Source organism: Stenotrophomonas sp. SMYL11, from assembly GCF_036320005.1.
GTDB classification, from domain to species: domain Bacteria; phylum Pseudomonadota; class Gammaproteobacteria; order Xanthomonadales; family Xanthomonadaceae; genus Stenotrophomonas; species Stenotrophomonas maltophilia_A.
The window spans coordinates 673,998-692,693 of the sequence record NZ_JAWIRS010000001.1; the positions used below are offsets into that span (position 1 = coordinate 673,998).

General features: G+C 67.1%; 15 protein-coding genes. 6 read left to right on the forward strand and 9 right to left on the reverse strand.

Annotation, left to right across the window (positions count from 1 at the left end; translation table 11 throughout):
• Positions 1-103 precede the first annotated feature (103 nt).
• On the reverse strand, positions 104-715 hold the full coding sequence (locus tag V3B46_RS03135) for a superoxide dismutase (RefSeq protein WP_005410310.1): 612 nt from the start codon (positions 713-715) through the stop codon (positions 104-106).
• 218 nt (positions 716-933) lie between these two features.
• On the opposite strand from V3B46_RS03135, the gene V3B46_RS03140 reads away from it, so the two are divergent.
• Positions 934-1,386: a guanyl-specific ribonuclease gene (locus tag V3B46_RS03140; RefSeq protein ID WP_329891108.1), complete on the forward strand. Its 453-nt coding sequence runs from the start codon at positions 934-936 to the stop codon at positions 1,384-1,386.
• The gene (locus V3B46_RS03145) at positions 1,386-1,799 is read left to right on the forward strand and encodes a barstar family protein (protein ID WP_329891109.1); all 414 of its coding nucleotides are present in this window, start codon (positions 1,386-1,388) and stop codon (positions 1,797-1,799) included. The genes V3B46_RS03140 and V3B46_RS03145 overlap by 1 nt, the downstream gene beginning before the upstream one ends.
• A 173-nt stretch (positions 1,800-1,972) precedes the next feature.
• Here the strand turns inward: V3B46_RS03145 and V3B46_RS03150 are convergent, their stop codons facing one another.
• Positions 1,973-3,739 carry a hypothetical protein gene (locus V3B46_RS03150; protein ID WP_154352967.1) on the reverse strand — a complete coding sequence of 589 codons (1,767 nt, stop codon included), beginning with the start codon at positions 3,737-3,739 and terminating at the stop codon, positions 1,973-1,975.
• Positions 3,740-3,749: 10 nt separating this feature from the next.
• Positions 3,750-4,349, reverse strand: a complete 600-nt coding sequence (locus V3B46_RS03155) for an NfuA family Fe-S biogenesis protein (RefSeq protein ID WP_154352968.1) — start codon at positions 4,347-4,349, stop codon at positions 3,750-3,752.
• A 90-nt stretch (positions 4,350-4,439) separates the two neighbouring features.
• Here V3B46_RS03155 and V3B46_RS03160 point away from each other — a divergent pair, with 90 nt between their 5' ends.
• The 3 genes from V3B46_RS03160 (at position 4,440) to zupT (ending at position 6,111) form a co-directional block, all read left to right on the forward strand.
• On the forward strand, positions 4,440-4,790 hold the full coding sequence (locus V3B46_RS03160) for a 4a-hydroxytetrahydrobiopterin dehydratase (RefSeq protein WP_049424015.1): 351 nt from the start codon (positions 4,440-4,442) through the stop codon (positions 4,788-4,790).
• Positions 4,787-5,203: an energy transducer TonB gene (locus V3B46_RS03165; RefSeq protein WP_088026554.1), complete on the forward strand. Its 417-nt coding sequence runs from the start codon at positions 4,787-4,789 to the stop codon at positions 5,201-5,203. Before V3B46_RS03160 ends, V3B46_RS03165 begins: the two co-directional genes overlap by 4 nt.
• Before the next feature lie 98 nt (positions 5,204-5,301).
• Positions 5,302-6,111 carry a zinc transporter ZupT gene (zupT, locus tag V3B46_RS03170; protein ID WP_049424010.1) on the forward strand — a complete coding sequence of 270 codons (810 nt, stop codon included), beginning with the start codon at positions 5,302-5,304 and terminating at the stop codon, positions 6,109-6,111.
• A 549-nt stretch (positions 6,112-6,660) separates the two neighbouring features.
• On the opposite strand, the gene V3B46_RS03175 is transcribed toward zupT, so the two are convergent.
• Positions 6,661-7,635, reverse strand: a complete 975-nt coding sequence (locus V3B46_RS03175) for an RluA family pseudouridine synthase (protein ID WP_329891110.1) — start codon at positions 7,633-7,635, stop codon at positions 6,661-6,663.
• Positions 7,636-8,042: 407 nt separating this feature from the next.
• Between V3B46_RS03175 and V3B46_RS03180 the strand changes: the two genes are divergently transcribed.
• Complete coding sequence (locus V3B46_RS03180) at positions 8,043-11,309, forward strand: Rne/Rng family ribonuclease (RefSeq protein ID WP_329891111.1); 3,267 nt, start codon at positions 8,043-8,045, stop codon at positions 11,307-11,309.
• A 278-nt stretch (positions 11,310-11,587) separates the two neighbouring features.
• Here V3B46_RS03180 and V3B46_RS03185 read toward each other — a convergent pair whose 3' ends face one another.
• Genes V3B46_RS03185 through V3B46_RS03205 form a run of 5 tightly spaced genes read right to left on the reverse strand, consistent with a single transcriptional unit; the run spans position 11,588 to position 18,693 of the window.
• On the reverse strand, positions 11,588-12,475 hold the full coding sequence (locus V3B46_RS03185; RefSeq protein WP_329891112.1) for an endonuclease/exonuclease/phosphatase family protein: 888 nt from the start codon (positions 12,473-12,475) through the stop codon (positions 11,588-11,590).
• 2 nt (positions 12,476-12,477) lie between these two features.
• Positions 12,478-15,645, reverse strand: coding sequence for a discoidin domain-containing protein (locus V3B46_RS03190; protein WP_329891113.1), 3,168 nt, complete (start codon positions 15,643-15,645; stop codon positions 12,478-12,480).
• Complete coding sequence (locus V3B46_RS03195) at positions 15,642-16,478, reverse strand: carbohydrate ABC transporter permease (protein ID WP_006378064.1); 837 nt, start codon at positions 16,476-16,478, stop codon at positions 15,642-15,644. The genes V3B46_RS03190 and V3B46_RS03195 overlap by 4 nt, the downstream gene beginning before the upstream one ends.
• Positions 16,475-17,356, reverse strand: a complete 882-nt coding sequence (locus tag V3B46_RS03200) for a carbohydrate ABC transporter permease (RefSeq protein WP_329891114.1) — start codon at positions 17,354-17,356, stop codon at positions 16,475-16,477. The genes V3B46_RS03195 and V3B46_RS03200 overlap by 4 nt, the downstream gene beginning before the upstream one ends.
• Complete coding sequence (locus tag V3B46_RS03205; protein ID WP_329891115.1) at positions 17,353-18,693, reverse strand: sugar ABC transporter substrate-binding protein; 1,341 nt, start codon at positions 18,691-18,693, stop codon at positions 17,353-17,355. Before V3B46_RS03205 ends, V3B46_RS03200 begins: the two co-directional genes overlap by 4 nt.
• Positions 18,694-18,696: the final 3 nt, after the last annotated feature.

Consider the following 18,696-nt stretch of genomic DNA (forward strand, 5'->3'; position numbering starts at 1 on the left):
CTGGCACCCCCCGGGTGCCCGCCCCCGGGCGCCCCAACCCCAGAGCAACACGCCCCCCAAAGGCCGGGTCTCCCCGGCCTTCTCATTTCATTCCGTCACGCAATCAGGCGATCGCTTCCTGGTAACGGCGCTCGACTTCATTCCAGTCGATGACGTTGAAGAACGCGCCGATGTATTCCGGACGACGGTTCTGGTACTTCAGGTAGTACGCGTGTTCCCACACGTCCAGGCCGAGGATGGGGGTGTTGCCTTCCATCAGCGGGCTGTCCTGGTTGCCGGTGCTCTCGACCACGACCTTCTTGTCCGGGGTCACGCTCAGCCACGCCCAACCGCTGCCGAAACGGGTCAGCGCCGCCTTGGTGAAGGCGTCCTTGAACTTGTCGAAGCCGCCCAGGTCCTTGTCGATGGCCTTGGCCACGTCGCCCACCGGGTTGCCGCCAGCATTCGGAGCCATCACGGTCCAGAACAGCGAGTGGTTGGCATGGCCGCCACCGTTGTTGCGCACCGGACCCTGCAGGTTCTCCGGCAGCGACTTGAGCTTCTTCACCAGTTCTTCGACCGGCAGGTCAGCGTACTCGGTGCCTTCCAGAGCCGCGTTGACGTTGTTGATGTAGGTCTGGTGATGCTTGGTGTGATGGATTTCCATCGTCGCCGCATCGATATGCGGTTCCAGCGCGTCGTAGGCGTAGGACAGCTTGGGCAGGGTATAGGCCATGATGCATCTCCTGATTGCGAGGGCACCCGACGGTGTCGGGCGTGCGCGGTGAATGATGGGGACAGACCGCCAGATTACCAAGGGGGATGTAAAGGAAATTGCGTCCTGCCAGTGAGCACGACGGCAATTGTTACGCAGCAGTGACGCGACGCCGTCCTCATGCACCGTGCAGCGCACAGGCGCTACAGTGCCCGCACCACCCTCGCCCGCCCCTGCCCATGCGCAACCCCCGGCTGCTGATCACCGCCATCGCCCTGCTGCTGCTCGGCCTGGTCGCCAACCATTTCATGCAGCGCCCGCCGGCGCCGCAGTTCGCGCCGGCCCTGCAGGGTGCGCCTGCCGCGCGCGCGCCGGCCACGACCGCAACCGGTAACGACAGCGGCCTGCCCGCGTTCCTGCCCGCCGAAGCCCGGCAGACCATCGCCCTGATCCAGCGTGGCGGCCCGTTCCCGCACCGCCAGGACGGCAGCACCTTCGGCAACCGCGAACAGCAGCTGCCGCAGCGCCCGCGCGGCTACTACCGCGAATACACCGTCGACACCCCCGGTGCGCGCACCCGTGGCGCTCGCCGCATCGTCACTGGCGGCGATCCGCCAGAAGCGTGGTACTACACCGACGACCACTACGAATCGTTCCGCAGCTTCACCGTACCGGCCCAGGGAGCGCAGTGATGAGCCACGATGATTTCGGCCTCGGCCTGCATGACATCAACAACGCTGGCGTCTACGCCATCGACAGCGACGACATCAGCGCATTGGCCGCCGCGATGCGCGACGCCGGGCTGAAGGTGGTCCGCATCGATCTGGAAGGCGTGGCCGACAAGCGCACTCTGCTGGCCCGGCTGGCCGCGCAACTGGATTTCCCGGCGGGCTTCGGCGGCAACTGGGATGCGCTGTCGGACAACCTGCGCGACCTGCAGTGGCTGCCGGCCAACGGCTACGCGCTGTTCCTGGCCGACGTGGACACGTTGCGCGCCTCCACCCAGAAGGATTTCGACACGTTGCTGGACGTGATGGACGAAGCCAGCCGCGACTGGGTTGGCCGCGACGTGCCGTTCTGGGTGTTTCTGTCGCAGAGCGCGTGAAGTCACCGCCCAGGTAGATGCCGACCCTGGCCGGCGCACGTGCTCTGGTAGATGCCGACCTTGGTCGGCGCACGTGCTCCGGTAGATGCCGACCTTGGTCGGCGCTTCTGTGCCAACCAAGGTTGGCACCTACCAAAGCGCGAGCCGGCCAACGTGTGGGGCGCGCGCCCTGCCTAGCGGCTGCCGTTATCTTCCTGCAGCTCTTTCTTGAACGGGATGTCCGGCGGGGGCCGTGCCACCGCCGGCTGGTCCTGCATGTTGGGATTGGTCAGTCCACAGCCACCGCCGGCCTGCAGGATCGAGATCACGCAGGAAATCTTCGTGCTGGTGCCCGGCAACGGAATCTCCATGGCCTTGACGCCCTTGCGCACCCACTCGGCCAGCAGCGATTCCTGCGGCACCCAGTACTTGTCGAACGAGGTAGGCGTGTAGTCGTAAGGCGGTCGCTTCAGCCAGGTGCCCGATTGCGCGATGCGTTCCTTGCTCCAGCCGTCGTTTGCCCCACCTGGCGCACCGCGCTCGGCACGACCCTCGCCTTCCTGGCCCGGCACGCGGACGCTGCCATCGGCATTGAACAGGCCACTGCCCTTGCCGCTGGTACTGGCCTGGCGGGCGCCCTTGTCGGCGCCGTCCTGGTTGCGGCTCGATGCACCCCAGTCATCGCCCTTGGCGGGCGTGGCCCAGTTGCCCGGATTGGGGGCCGGGCGCGCTCCGGCCTGGGCCGGGTTCGTGCTGGATGCAGCAGGCCGCGCGGCGCTGCTGCTCGCCTGCGCCACACTGCCATTGGCTGCCGGCGTGGGCGTTGCCGCGGGTGCGTTGCCACTCGAAGACGAAGGAGCTGCCGCCGGTGCCGAGGCTACTTCACGCTCGCGAACCTGTACGTCACGACCCGCCGGCGCATGCACCGCCGGTTCACGACCGGCGACGGTCGCCATCCGCACCTGCGGATCGACCACCGCCTGCACTTCACGCTCGCGCACCTGCACGTCACGCTGCGGCACGCGCACCTGCACATCGGCCGTGCGCAGCGGCTGCGACACCACCGGTGCATCGACCGTAATGACTTCGCGCTCCTGCACCGGGATGTCGGGCAGCTGCGGCGTCCGCACTGCGACCTGCGGCGCACGCATCGCGGTTGGGGTTGGCGGCGCCTGCACTGGCTGTACGCTGCGCTCGCGCACCGTGGGTGTGGTGTCACGCGGCACGATGCTGACCTCGGTGCGCGGCACGCTGACCGGCGGCACCACGAAATCCGTGCTGGCCTGCGCCACTTCGGTGGCCTGCACCGGCGAGGGTGGCGGGGCCGCAAGCGGGGCCGGCTCGGCTTCGGCCGGCGGCGACGGCACGCTGGCTGTCGGTGCTGGAGCCGGTGCGGGCGCAGGCGCCGACGAGGCCGCAGGACGCGGCTCAGGTGCAGTCGCTGCCCCCCCTTCCTGGCCGGCTGCAACCTGGCCGGCCGGTGCCGCCGCAGCCGCCTCGGCACCCGGCTGATCGCCCCCACCTTCCTGGGTGGCGCGACCGACGAATTCCACCTGCACACGCTCGCCTTCGGCGCCTTCTGCTTCCGGTGCCGTGGTGCGGATCACCGCAACCCACAGCAGCAGCATGAAGAACAGCAGGTGCAGCAGCGCGCTGGCCAATGCCGAGGCCCAGCGCATCCAGCGCTGATCGCGCGGCGCAGCGTCCCAGTCCTGCCAGAACAACCGGCGCAGCGACTGCCACGTTGACAGCCGGGGCGATTCGCCCGGCGGTCCAGGCAGTGGGCGCGGCAGCAATACCGCAATCACTTCGCGGGCGTGGAACGGCCGCGGCAGCGGCCCCAGCGAGCGCAGCCACAGCGCCCAGCCATAGGGCAGGCGCGTGGACTTCTCGAGGACGGCGCGTGGCTGCTGGCGGGCCAGCAGCAGGTCGATGAGTTGCTCGGCCCGGGTCAGAGGCACGCGTCAGCGATCAGGCGGCGTTGCCGCGAGGGATGTACGGCGCGTGGCCACTGTCGTGGTCGGTCGCGTCGCGCACGGCAGTCACGCCCGGCACACGGCCCATCAGGGTCTTTTCAATGCCCTGCTTGAGGGTCACATCGGCCATGCCACAGCCCTGGCAGCCACCACCGAAGCGCAGCAGCACCACGCCTTCGGCCGAGACTTCCTGCACGGCCACCTTGCCACCATGCGAGGCCAGCTGCGGATTGATTTCGTTCTCGACCACCCAGTGCACGCGCTCGACCAGCGAGGCGGCATCGCCGGGCGCTTCGCCCTTGATGCGCGGTGCCTTGATGGTCAGCTGCTGGGCGCCCGCGGTGCCGGCGACGATGTCGATCTCGGCGCCATCGAGCCAGCCGACGCTGCCGGCATCGACGTAAAGGGTGAAGCCATCGCAGTCCACCGCCCACTCATCACCGAGCAGGTCGGTCGGTTCAGCGAACTCAAGCCGGGCATCGGCGCGCGGGGTGCCGGGGTCGACCGCACTCAAGCGCACGCCCATGCCGGGCACGCCCTCGCGTTCGATCAGCTTGCGGAAATGGGTCTGGGCAGTGTCGGAGATCTGGATCATCAGGCTATTCTAGCCAAGTAAGCGTCAGCCGCTCATTCGGTTTATACACCGTCCGGCGCATTGTTCAGTCAACACGAGGTGGAGATTCCCATGGCCGACCTGATTCCACTGGCCCAGGCCCGTTGCGTGCCGCGCAAAGGCAGCGACCACAAGCTTGGCGAGGCCCGCCTGGCCGAACTGCTGCCGCAGGTGCCGGGCTGGGAGCTGGCCGAGGCCGGCCAGGCGCTGGTGCGCACCTTCCGCTTCAAGGATTACTACGCCACCATGGCCTTCGTGAACGCGCTGGCCTGGATCGCTCATCGCGAGGACCACCATCCGGACCTGGGCGTCCACTACGACCGCGCGGTCGTGCGCTTCTCCACCCATGACGTGGGCGGCCTGAGCGAGAACGACTTCATCTGCGCGGCAAAGACTTCGGCCCTGACGGAGCAACTGCCATGAACATACGTTTGCTGAGCCTGTCCCTGATCGCTGCGACCGGCCTGGCCGGCTGTGGCCCGTCCGAACCGCCGGCACCGCCACCGCCGCCGCCGACCGAGGTGGCCGCGGTGAAGACGCCGCCGCCGCAGTACCCGCTGGAACTGGCCTGCATGGGCGTGGGTGGCACCAGCACCTTCAAGGTGACCATCGGCACCGACGGCAAGCCGAGCGAAGTGGCTCTGCTGACCGGCGCCGGCAATCCGCAGCTGGACGAACTGGCCAAGACCGCCGTGCAGGGCTGGCAGTTCAACGCCGCCACCCGCAACGGCCAGCCGGTGCCGGCCACCATCCAGGTGCCGGTCAGCTTCAACCCGCCGCAGCCTAAGCCAGACCAGTGCTTCGCCATCGAAGAACGCCTGCGTCGCGGCGGCTGATCGCCCGCGCCCCGACGAGGCCAGCCGACGCCCGCCTCGCCCTCCCCGCCCCGGGCTCATCCGGGGCGGTTGTCTTTTGACCAGGACCGCGTCGGTACATGCTGCATATTCCCCCCGAAAATGTATGGATCGCACTGGCGGTCACCCTCGCGGCCGGCCTGGCCACCGCCATCGGCAGCCTGCTGGTGCTGTTCTCGCGCCGCCCCAACCCACGCCTGCTGGCGTTCGGCCTGGCTTTCGCCGGCGGTGCGATGGTCTATGTGTCGCTGTCGGAGATCCTCAACAAGTCCATCGCTTCGTTCGCCCTGGCCTATGGCGAGCGCACCGGCTTCACCTACGGCACCCTGGCCTTCCTGCTGGGCGTGATCGTGATCGTGCTGATCGACCACTTCATTCCCAACCCGCATGACAGCCTGGACAAACAGGACCCGGCGTTCCGCGAGAACAGCCGCGAGTACCTGAAGCGTGTTGCCCTGCTGACCTCGGTCGCGATCACCGCGCACAATTTCCCGGAAGGCCTGGCGACGTTCTTCGCCACGCTGGAAAGCCCATCGGTGGGCATGCCGCTGGCCTTCGCCATCGCCATCCACAACATTCCCGAGGGCATTGCGATTGCGGTGCCGGTGTACTTCGCCACCCAGAACAAGTTCTATGCATTCAGCGCCAGCCTGCTGTCGGGCCTGGCCGAACCGGTGGGCGCGGCGCTGGGCTACTGGCTGCTGTCCGGGTCGCTGTCGCACGCCACCTTCGGCTGGGTGTTCGGGCTGATCGCCGGCGTGATGGTGTTCCTGGCGCTGGACGAACTGCTGCCGGCGGCCAAGCGCTATGCCAAGGGCCACGAGACGGTGTACGGGCTGGTGGCAGGCATGGGCACGCTGGCGATCAGCCTGGTGCTGTTCAAGTGGTGAGGGGTTTGCGGCCAACGGGCTGAGCCCCCCCCTCGCGGCTGGTACGTCCCACGGTATCGAGAGGTCACGGGCGGGGCCGGCTTGCAGGGGACGCCGTGAATCCATCCATGGAGGCTTGGCCGCCGCATCCATGCGGCGGACTGATCTGGCCCCCTGCAAGCCGCCCCCGCCCGTGCCCCGTCATTTTTCCGTGCGTGCCAGCCAGCCGCGCGATGAAAGAATGAGAAAGCGAAGCCCGCGCTGCGCGCGCGAGTCGAGCGTCGCTCGACTCTACAAAGGCTGCGTGCGGGTGTGGGTCTACGCTGCGGCTGTCTGGTCCGCCTTGTAGCGAGCCGAGCACCGCAGGTCCGGCGAGGGCGAAGAGGCGCGGGTGTCTGAGCGCAGCGAGTTCCGCGCCGTCCCTCGGCGAACCGAGGAGCGCAGCGCCGGCTCGCGGATGGCGGCGTGTTTCTTTGGTTACTTTCTTTGCACGAGCAAAGAAAGTGACAAGCCCACTCATCGCAGGGAAGCGACGGCGCCGACCAATCACCCGGCGGCGCCGAACCGCCGTCAGCGCAGCCGGTCCAGCGCCTCGACCAGCTCATCGGCCAGCGGCGCGTTCAGCACGTACGGGCTCTTGCCGTCGTCCAGCGCGAACTCCAGCGAGGCCGCGTGCAGAAACAGACGTTTCAGGCCGATCTGCTCACGAAGCCGCTTGTTGACCGCAGGATCGCCGTACTTGTCGTCACCGGCTACTGGATGACCGAGGTGCTGGGCGTGTACGCGGATCTGGTGGGTACGGCCGGTCTCGATGCGCACTTCGCAGTACGAATGGCCGCCCTTGCGCTCCAGAACCCGGAAGTGGCTGATCGATTCCTTGCCGATCGCGTTCACCTGCACATGGCGCTCGCCGCCCTGGCGCAGGCCCACGTGCAGCGGCGCATCGACCGTCATCACGCCGTCGGGCATGCGTCCGGCCAGCAGGGTCAGGTAGCGCTTGCGGATGCCGGCACCGTGGTCTTCACGCAGCAGCGCCTGCAGTTCGCTCAGCGCGGAACGCTTCTTGGCCACGATCAGCAGGCCCGAGGTGTCGCGATCCAAACGGTGGACCAGCTCCAGGGTCTGCCCCGGGCGCAGCGCGCGCAGGGTCTCGATGGCGCCGAAGCTGATGCCGCTGCCGCCGTGGCTGGCCACGCCGGTGGGCTTGTTCAGGGCCAGCAGGCGGGCATCCTCGAACACGATGGCCTGCTCGAGGCGGCGCATGAACGCCTCCGGCGGACCGGCCTTGTCTCCTTCCTCACTGAGACGGACCGGCGGCACGCGCACCTCATCGCCCACCTCCAGCTTGCGCTCGGCCTTGGCACGGCCGCCATTCACCCGCACCTGGCCGCTGCGCACCAGCTTGTAGACCAGGCTGCGCGGGGCTCCCTTCAGCTGGCCGAGCAGGAAGTTGTCCAGACGCTGGCCGGCACGGTCGGCGGGAACGGTGATCATGCGCACGGAAGGCTTGTCGCCAGCGGGCTTGGTGGGGTCTTGGGCGGTCATCAGGCTGTTTATTCTGTTACACTCGGGGGGCGAGATAAGGGATTGATTTCGTTGGAAGTTACTCAGGGCCAGAAGCCCAGCTTCCGACGAATCCGGCACAGTGCGCGACCACCGCCCGCGGGGCGGCCATGTTAGCGGCTCACCGGCCTTCCCGGCCATCGCCGGATGCCTGACACGCAACCGTGCTGAACATGTCCCGCGTGGCGCTCCAGCCTGGCTGACAGCTGCCTGCGGCCTGTAACACCCCAAAACCCATAAGAGTGAAGCGCTCCCGCGGCCTGCCGTGGTGTCGTAGCGCTGGAAACCCAAGCCGCCCTCCCCGCGCTTGCGCGAATGGGCGGCGAACCGTGTCCAGAGGCGAAACCCCATGGCGTTCCGCGCGGTAGCCGCTTGCGAGGAACGCAACAATGAAGCGAATGCTGATCAACGCCACGCAGGCTGAAGAGCTGCGTGTTGCCATCGTGGATGGCCAGTCGTTGTATGACATCGACATCGAGCAGCCGTCGAAGGAACAGAAGAAGTCCAACATCTACAAGGGCCGGATCTTCCGCATCGAGCCTTCGCTGGAAGCGGCCTTCGTTGAATACGGTGGCGGCCGCCATGGCTTCCTGCCGCTGAAGGAAATCTCCCGCGATTACTTCCAGGCCGGTGTCGACCACAACAAGGCCGGCATCCGCGAACTGCTGAAGGAAGGCCAGGAGATCGTTGTCCAGGTGGACAAGGAAGAGCGTGGCAACAAGGGCGCGGCCCTGACCACGTTCATCTCGCTGGCCGGCCGTTACATGGTGCTGATGCCGAATTCGCCCAGCGCCGGCGGCGTCTCCCGTCGCATCGAGGGCGAAGACCGGGCCGCGCTGAAGGACGCGCTGGACAAGCTGAACATCCCCGACGACATGGGCGTGATCATCCGTACCGCCGGCGTTGGCCGCGATGCGGAAGAGCTGCAGTGGGATCTGGACTACCTGCTCAACGTCTGGCGTGCCATCGCCGAAGCCGCGCTGAGCAAGCCGGCCCCGTTCCTGATCTACCAGGAATCGCGCCTGATCGTGCGTGCCCTGCGTGACTACCTGCGCGCCGACATCGGCGAGATCCTGGTGGACACCGAGGAGATGTACGAGCACGCCCGTGAGTTCATGCAGCAGGTGATGCCGCAGACCCTGCGCAAGCTCAAGCACTACAAGGACGACATCCCGCTGTTCAACCGCTTCCAGATCGAATCACAGATCGAAGGTGCCTACGAGCGCAACGTGCGCCTGCCGTCGGGCGGCTCGATCGTGGTCGACCAGACCGAAGCGCTGACTGCGGTCGACGTGAACTCCTCGCGCGCCACCAAGGGCAGCGACATCGAGGACACCGCGTTCCAGACCAACCTGGAAGCGGCCGAGGAAGTGGCCCGCCAGCTGCGCCTGCGCGACCTGGGTGGCCTGGTGGTCATCGATTTCATCGACATGGCCTCCAACAAGCACCAGCGCGAGGTCGAGAACCGCCTGGCCAACGCGCTGAAGTACGACCGCGCCCGCGTCCAGGTCGGCCGCATCTCGCGCTTCGGCCTGCTGGAAATGAGCCGCCAGCGCCTGCGCCCGAGCCTGGGCGAGTCAAGCCAGATCGTCTGCCCGCGTTGCGACGGCCACGGCCGCATGCGCAGCGTCGAGTCGCTGTCGCTGTCGATCATCCGCGTCGCCGAAGAGCATGCGATGAAGGAGAACACCGGGCAGGTGCTGGTGCAGGCCCCGGTGGAGATCGCCAACTACCTGTTGAACGAAAAGCGCAGCGCCCTGCGTGAGATCGAGCAGCGCCACGAGGCGCCGATCGTGATCGTCGCCGACGAGCAGCTGCACACCCCGCACTACACCGTCACCCGCCTGCGTGAGAACGAGCTGGGTGAAGAGAGCAACAAGCCCAGCTACCAGCGCGGCACCCCGCGCAAGCTGCCGGTGCACGCGCTGACCAAGGGCCAGCTGAACATCCCGCCGCCGGCGGTGACCCAGGTCAAGCACACCTCCCCCGCCCCGGTGCGCGAGGAAGTGGAGCCGGCCGCAGCGGCCCCGGCCCCGGTCGTGGCAGCGCCGGTGGCGCCGGCACCGAGTGGCGGCGTGATCGGTTGGCTCAAGCGCGTGTTCGGTGGCGAACCGGCCCCCGCGCCGGCGCCTGCAGCCCCTGCTGCACGCCAGCAGCAGGACGGCGGCCGCAGGGACCGCAACAAGGATCGCAACAAGGACCGCAAGGATCGTCGCGACGACAATCGTGGCAATGGCGGCAACGGCAACGCGCAGCAGCAGAAGGACGGCGGCAACCGCAAGGACCGCGGTGAGCAGCGCAGCAAGGACGGCCGCAACGGCAACAACGGCAATGCCCAGCAGCAGCCGCAGCAGGGCAAGCAGAAGGAGCCGCAGCAGAAGGATGGCCAGCAGCAGCCGCAGCAGCAGAACAAGCCGCGCAACGAGCAGCAGGGCCAGAACCAGCAGCAGCCGAAGCTGAAGCAGCCGAAGCAGCCGCGCCCGCAGCAGGACGCTGACAAGCCGGCCGAGAAGCCGCAGCGCAACGCCGCCGAAGCACCGGCCGAAGCCGTGACCGCGGCTGCAGCCGTGGCCGCCACCGCCGTCGCCGCCAATGTGGTGACCGCGCAGGAAGCCACCGCGCCGATCGCCCCGGTTGCGCCGGTGGCCGCCGCTCCGGTGGACACCGCAGCACCGGCCGAGACTGCTGCCAACACTGCCAGCGAGGCCGAGGTGGTTGTGGTTGCCGGTGAAGAGGCTGCAACCGACGCCAATGGCGAGCAGGCAGGCGAAGGCGCGACCCGCCGTCGTCGTGGCCGTCGTGGTGGCCGTCGTCGTCGTCGCGGTGGCGCCGAGAACGCCGCCGGCAGCGACGCCCTGGGCGATGACCAGGACGATGGTGACGACGGTGATGACGCCGAGCCGAACGTCGACAGCACTGCCGGCACTGCGCCGGTCGCTGCTGCGCAGCCGGCCCGTTCGCAGCCGGAGTTCGACTTCGATGACGAAGCCGAGCCGGCCGCTGCCGATGCCGCGAAGCCGGTCCGTGCTGCCGCCGCTGTTGCCGCCGCACCGGTTGCCGTGGTGAGCAGCGCCGTAGTCGAAGCCGCCGCGCCGACCGTGGCCGAAACGCAGGCCCCGGTGGAAGCAGCTGCCAAGGCTGAGGCGGTGTCCTCGCCGGTGCAGACCAGCATGCTCGATGCCATCGACGCTGCGACCCCGGCCCAGCCGGTAGCCGCTGCCGCGCCGGCAATCGAAGCCATTGCGCCGGCGACCGAAGCAAAGCCGGTCGCGGTTGAAGCCGCCCCGGTGGGTGAAGCCGCTCCGGTGATCGAAGCGAAGCCGGCGGCGGTCGAGGCTGCGCCGGTGGTTGAAGCCAAGCCAGAGATCGTTGAAGCCGCTCCGGTAGTCGAAGCCAAGCCGGTGGCCGTTGAGGCCGCGCCGGTGGTTGAAGCCAAGCCGGTCGTCGAGCCGGTCGTGGCCGCCGAACAGCCGGTCGCTCCGATCGCGGTGGAAGCCGCGCCGATCGAAGCCGCTGCCCCGGTCGCCGAAGCGGTGGTGACGCCGTCGATCGACCCGGTCGCCGATGGCCATGCCGACGCTGCAGCCCAGGCTGCAGAAGCCAAGGCCGACGAAGAAGACGAAGAGGCCGCCAAGCGCACGCCGCCGGCGAACTGATCGCGCTTTGATCGCGTGAAAACGAAACGGCGGGGATCAATGATCCCCGCCGTTTTTGTTTGTGCTTCAGGCGCATGAAGCGCTCTGGTAGAGGCCGACCTCGGTTGGCGCAGTTGTTGGAGCGAACGTGGACACGCCCGTGCCAACCAAGGTTGGCACCCACCAGGGCACAACCCGCGCACGGTCTCTGCTCTGGTAGAGGCCAACCTTGATTGGCGCTGTTGCTGGAGCGGACGCGGACACGCCCGTGCCAACCAAGGTTGGCAGCTACCAGGACATCAGCGCGCCGGCGCGAACTGCAACCGGGTCCACACGCCGTAGTGATCGGATGCCCAGCGACCGCTGTCGTCGGGCTGGTCGAACAGCAGCTTCGCCTCGCGCGCGACCATCTCGTCCTGCTGGAAGAAGATGTGGTCAATCCGCAAAGGCGCCTGGTAGTAATGACGATTGAGCGTACTGACCCCGGCCAAGTCGGTGTTGACGTGCACGCTACCGTAGCTGTCGCCATAGTGGCTGCGCAGCTCGCTCAGGTCGCCGGCGTCCACCAGCGCATTGAAATCGCCGGCGATCACCACCGGTGCACCGGCCGACGTTGCAGTGATGAAGCGCAGCAGGTCCTCGACCTGGGTGCGACGGATGCGCTGACCACTCTCGTCGTTGCGCTCGTTCAGATGCGTGGCATAGACGTTCACCGGCGTGCCGTCGACGTCGATGCGCAGGTGAGCCACCGTGCGGTAGTCGCCCAACGGCTGCAGCAGATGTTCCCCTTGGCCGAGAATCGGCCGCCGGGTCAGCAGCGCATTGCCGTAGCGCTTCGGTGCGCCCACCGGATCGGTGGACACGAACACGTACCTGTAGCCGAGTTGGCTGGCCAGCCATTGCGCCTGGTTGCGTACGTTGCGGCGCTGGATCACCTCCTGCAGGGCAACCGCATCCGGCTGCAGGCGCTTTAGCTCGGCCAGGATGGTGCGGCGCCGGCTCGGCCAGTCTTCGCGGTCATGATGCAGGTTGAAAGTGACCATGCTCATGCCCGGCGCACTGGCAACGTCGGCCGCCGCGGTCGTGGCAGCCGGTTCGGCCGCCATCATCACGCCCGGCAATGCCAAGGCAATTGCCAGCCCCAGGGCTCGCACCGATGTGCGCACCCTCGCCCCCTGCTGCTTCATCGCTACTGTCCCTTGCGCTCGGCGCGGCGCACCGCGCTCGGTACATCGATCTCGACCCGCGCCGGCAGCTGGTGCACGTGCAGTTCCTTGTTGATCCACTCGGCGGCTTCGCCGTTGACCGTCGCCTCGCCCGGATCACCCGCGTACGGCCATGGCAGCACCACGCCCCCCACCGGCAGCACCAGGCCCGGCTGCACCTCCAGCACCAGCTGCCTGTCGCTGCGCTGCAGGCGGTAGTTGAGCTGGCCCTGCGGCGTGCGCAGGCCCTGCACGGCAATGCCCTCGCCCTGCAGCCACGCGGTCGGTACGCCGGCGGCCAGCACCAGCGCATCGTCCATGTCGCGGTTGTAGGCGAACATGTCCAAAGCCGAGCGCACGAAGTCCGAAGCCACCCAGGCGTGCGGCAGGTCACCGACGAAGAACGGTTTGCGCGGCGTGCGCGAAACCACCTCGGCCCACTGGTTCCAGGCCTGCGGTGCGCGATCCTTGAAGAAGAACTCGGTGGCCTGCCAGGCGCGGTCGCGCCAGCCCAGGCGCACGAACGCGGCCACGTTGCGCCATTCGTAGGGCGTGTAGTCCTTCCACTCGCGCTTGCCGTCGCGACGCGCCACGAACTCCTTCCAGTAGCGCTCGAAGGTCGCCTCCAGCGCCTGCTGCGGCAACCTGCCCTGTTCGCCGCCCGGGGCCAGCGCGATGGTGGTCGAGGTCGCGTCGAAGTCGCCCAGCTCGGCCGAGCCCGGCAGGTAGTCGATGTTGTGCTGCTGCATCGCCGACAGCAACGAGGCCTGCAGGTCATCCCGGAACTGGTCGCGTGATTCGGCGATCTGCATCGCCTCGACCTTGCCCAGCTGGGTCGCCAGCAGCGCTGCATCCTTGTAGCCACGCAGTGCCCAGAAGTTGTCCCAGTACGAGTGCATCGGCTTGGCCGAATAGCCTTCGTGGCTGATCGAGGCCGGCATCATGCCGTAGAAGGCCGGGTTGCGTGCGCGGTTTTCCTCGGTGCGCTCGCTGGCGCGCAGCTGCTCCATGTAGCCGAAGGCGCCCTGCACATGCGGCCACATCAGCTCGGTGAAAGTGCTGTCGCCGGTGTAGCGCCCGTACTCGGCGATGCTGTAGATCAACTCGCCATGGCTGTCGTTCTCCGGCACCGGGTCGCTGCCGCGGGCATCGACGCAGCACGGCACCTTGCCGTTTTCGAACTGATAGGGCGCATACCAGTTGATGTAGTCGCGCACCGCATCACTGCGGCCCATGCGCAGCAGGCCCTCAGAGATCATCGCGCCATCGCGGATCCAGCTGCGCGCGTATGAACGAGTACCCGGCTGCAGGCGCGGCCCCACGCGCGAGATCAGCATGTGCGCGACCGCGGTGCGCAGGGTATCGACCAGCGCCTGGCCCGCAGCCGGCACCTGCAGCGAGACCACGCCCAGCTTCTTCCGCCACTGCTCGGCCACCTGCGCCTGCGCCTTGGCCACGTCCAGCGCCTGCGGCGCCCAGCCACCGGTCTGTGGCAGCACCACCGCCACTTCACGGCTCTGCCCGGGCTCGAGCTTGATCGTGTACATCAGCGCACCCGACGCCATGCCGGTGCTGTCCTTCACCGCCGTGGTCGCCGGGTACGTGCCGCTTTCCAGATGCATCGCATCGAGCTTGCCGTCGAACGTACTGGCAAAGCGCGCATCCGGCACCTGCAGCGGGTAGATACGCGGCTCAGCATTGACCCGCACCAGCTGCTCGCCCACGTCCAGTGCATCGATGCGGCTGAAGCCACCGACGGTGTTGAGGAACTGGGTGGGTGGGTTGACCTGCCACGGCCGGATCGCCAGTGCCAGCGTGTACTCGTGTGCGACCTTGTCCGGATTGCTCAGCCGGTAACGGCCGATCAGCTGCGCGCGCTCCGGCGTGCCCTGCACGAAGCTGGTCACCGCCAGGCCGACCTTCTCATGCACCCAGTCGACATTCGCGATCGGCAGGTAGTGATCCTGCAGCGACTGCGTGATGGCCACCTTGGACCAGTCCAGCAGCTTGCCGTCGAGGCGGATGAACGGTTCGATGCTGAAGCTGCCCTTGGCCGGCTCCAGTGCGCCATCCTCGCTGATCAACGCCTGTTCCTGGCCGCCATCAAGACCCAAAAGCGTCCAGTAGGGCTGCTCGCCCACATAGGCGCGCGGCAGCGAGCCGCGCGGCAGGTCAGCGGCCACCGAGGACAGGAATGCGTTCGGCGTGGCCGCGAAGGCCAGCGGCTTGAGCGCGATGTCACGGATGCCGTAGCGCCAGTTCGGGCCATCCTGCAGATCGAAGCGCACGTAGCGCGCATCGGTGTCCGGCAGGGCCAGCCAGTCGCGGCCACCGGCACCACTGGTGACTTCACGCACGGTACGCCAGTCACGGCCATCCTCCGAAGTCCGCACGGTGTAGCGGCGCGCCTCCAGGTTCGGCAGCCAGTCGATCACCGCACCGCCGATCTCGCGGCTCTTGTGCAGATCCAGGCTGATGGTCTGCTGCTTGACCCCGCCACTGATCCAGAACGTATCGCTCTTGCCGTCGATCATGCGGTCCTGCAGCGCGGTGGCGGTATCAGCGATCACCGACGGCACCAGCGCCGAATCATCCTGCGGCGGCAATCCCTGCAGGGTCAGCTTGTCGAAGCACACGGTACCGCGGCCGCCGACCTTGCTGTAGATCGTGAACTCGACCGCGGCGCTGCGCGCCATCTCCTTCTCGGGCGAGGGCCCCCACGCCTTGTCGATCTGGCGGCGGCGATATTCGACCGGCGTCCACCCCTTGGGGAAACTGTAGCCGGGACGATTGACCCACCAGACGTTGTCGCCGCTGGCATCGATCAGCTTGAACTGCAGGTCGTTGCCCGGCGAATCACCACGCAGCTGGAACCCGAAGCGGTAATTGACCGGGTATTCGATGTTCAGCGCGCGGCGGATGCCGACGTAGCCGGAAACATCGTGGAAGTCGTAATCCAGGCACAGCCCGCGGCCGCCGCCAGCGCCACTGACCGGTCGCAGAGAACCACTGACCTGGTCGGACAGCACCAGCTTCCAGGCGCCAATGTCGTCGAAATCGTCCAGCACCTTCGGTGCCGGCAGCGCCGGAGGTGCGGCGATCGCCAGGGAGGTCCACAACAGGCCCAGTCCAACGGCGATCGCTCGCTTCATCCTTTGACGCTCCCCAACAACAGACCTTGGATGTAGTACCGCTGCAGCACCAGGAACAGCGCCAGCACCGGAACCACGGTGACCACCGCGCCGGCCATCATCATTTCCACGTCCATGATGTGCTCGCGCGAGAGGGTGGCCAGCGCCACCGGCAAAGTGTAGTGCTCCTGATCGGTCAACACGATCAACGGCCACATGAAATCGTTCCATGCGCCCATGAAGGTGAAGATCGCCAGGGTCACCAGCACCGGCTTGAGCATCGGCAGCACGATCTGGAAGAAGATGCGCAGCTCCCCGGCCCCGTCGATGCGCGCCGCTTCCAGCAGTTCGTCCGGAATCGAACGCGCGTACTGGCGCACCAGGAAGATGCCGAACACGCTGGCCAGCGCCGGCACGATCACGCCGCCGAAGCTGTTGACCAGGCCCAGCTGCTTCATCAGCAGGAACAGCGGCAGCATCGCCACTTGCGCCGGGATCACCAGCGCCGCCATCAGCACCTGGAACAGGCGCTCGCGGCCGACGAAGTTCAGCTTGGCGAAGGCGTAGCCGGCCATGGTGTTGAGCAGCAGCGAACCCAGGGTGATGCCGACCGACACCAGCAGGCTGTTGGCGAAGTTGCCGCCCATGCCGGTGCGCGCGAACAACTCATGGTAGTTGCGCGTGGTGATGCTCGATGGCAGCAGCGGCGGCGGGAAGTGGGTCGCCTCGCCCTGCGGCATGAACGAGACCGAGAGCATCCACAGCAGCGGTGCCAGGCTGACCAGGGCCAGCACCAGCAATGCACCATTGATCAACCACGGATACCAGCGCGACTGGCCGATTTCACGACTCATACCAACTGCCTCTTGCGGCCGAAACGCAGCATCACGGTGGTCACCGCCAGGATGATCAGGAACAGCAGGAACGCCACCGCGGAGGCGCGTCCCAGGTTCCACCACTTGAAGCCTTCCTCGAACATGAAATACAGCACGCTGACAGTGCTCTGCAGTGGGTCGCCGCGGGTCATCACGTAGGGTTCGGCGAACAGCTGGAAGTAGCCGGACACGGTGATCACGCCGACCACCAGCAGCACCGGGCCGAGCATAGGCAGAGTGATGTGCAGGAACTGCTTCCAGCGCGAGGCACCGTCGATACGGGCGGCCTCGTACAGGTCATGCGGGATCGCCTGCAGGCCCGCCAGGAAGATCACCATGTTGTAGCCGAAGTTCTTCCACACCGCGAACAACATGATGGTCGGCATCGCCCAGTTGGGATCACCCAGCCAGTCGATCGGACTGATGCCCAGGTGCCCCAGGCCGTAGTTCACCAGGCCGTAGCTGGTATAGAACAGGTAGCGCCAGATCACCGCCACCGCCACCAGCGTGGTCACCACCGGCGCGAACAGTGCGGTGCGGAACAGCGCCTTGAAGCGCGCGGCCGGTGCATTCAGCAGCATCGCCGCGCCCAGCGACACGCCGATCGACAACGGCACGCCGATCAACACGAAGTAGGTGGTGTTCCACAGCGACTTCCAGAACATCGGCGTCTGCAGCAGGTCGATGTAGTTACCCAGACCGACGAAGCGCAGGTTGCTGCTGTCAGCCAGGGCATACAGGTCGAAGTCGGTCACGCTCAGCGCCAGCGCCGAAGCCACCGGCAGGCCGAAGAACATGCCCAGCACGATCAGCGAGGGACCGGCAAAGATCCAGCCGGCAAGTGAAGTACGTTTCATTGCACGCTCCCGGCGGCCACGGCACTGCTCGATTGCGGCGACGGCACGCGCTGCTGCAGGCGTTGTTGTTCATGCATCCAGCGGCGCTTGGCCAGCACCTTGTCCACGCGCTGGTCCAGCTCTTCCACGGCCTTGTCCTGCGCCAGGCCACCACGCACTACCTTCTCGGTGACGATGCGCATTTCCTGCACGATGCGCTCCCACTCAAGCACCTTCGGCGTCGGCTTGACCCGCTCCAGCTGGTCACGGAACGCAGCGGCCAGCGGATCGTTGGCCAGGGACGGGGCGTACCAGGTGCTGCGACGCGGCGGCAGGTCACCGATGATGGAATGGAAGCGCGCCTGGATCTGCGGGCGCGACAGGAACTCGATCAGCTTCCAGGAGGCTTCCTTCTGCTGCGACTTGCGGAAGATCACCAGGCTGGTGCCTCCGGCGATGCCGGCGCCCGGTCCGTCCGGACCCGGCAGCGCGGCCGTGCCCCACTGCCCTTCCAGTTCCTTGGGCTGCAGCTTCTTGAACTCGCGGATGTTCCAGGGGCCTGAAATGTAGAACACATTGAAGCCGCGGAAGAACTCATCCCAGACGTTGGAAATCTGCGTCTCGGACATCTTCGGCGCCCAGCCCTGCTCGAACATGTTGGCGTAGAAGGCCAGCGTGCGACGAAAGCCGGGGCTGGCGAAATTGCCGCGGGTGTCGTCGTCGCGCAGCAACGGATGGCGCTGCTGCAGGGCCAGCGACAGCTGCTGCTCGAACTCGTTGATCGGCATCAGCACCGCGTAGCGGTTCGGCCCCTGCATCTTCTTGATCGCGGCCATCTGCTCGTCCCACTCCTGCCAGGTGCGCGGCGGATGGTCGTAGCCGGCCTTGGCCAGCAGGTCCTTGCGGTAGTAGATCAGGCGGGTATCGACGTACCAGGGCACGCCCACCAGCTCGCCATGGATCACGTTGGTATCCCAGATACCCTGGAAGTAGTCCTTCGGGTCGACCACCGACGAACGCTGCACGAACGGCTGCAGCGGGGTCAGCGCATCCAGCTCGGCGAACTCCGGCACCCAGGTGTTGCCGAGCTGGCACACGTCTGGCAGACCGTCGGCGGCGAACGCGGTCAGCAGCTTCTCGTGCGCGGCGGTCCACGGGATGTTCTGTACATCCACCTTGATGCCCGGGTTCTCGGCCTCGAATTCGTGGATCAGCTCGCTGACCACCTCTGCTTCGCGGCCCATCGCCCAGAAGCGCACGGTGGTGGTGCCCGGCTCGGTGCGGGCGCAGCCGGCCACGGCCAGTGCGGCCAAGGCAGGCATCGCCCAGCGGCGCAGGCGGTCGATCCAGTTCGGCATCGG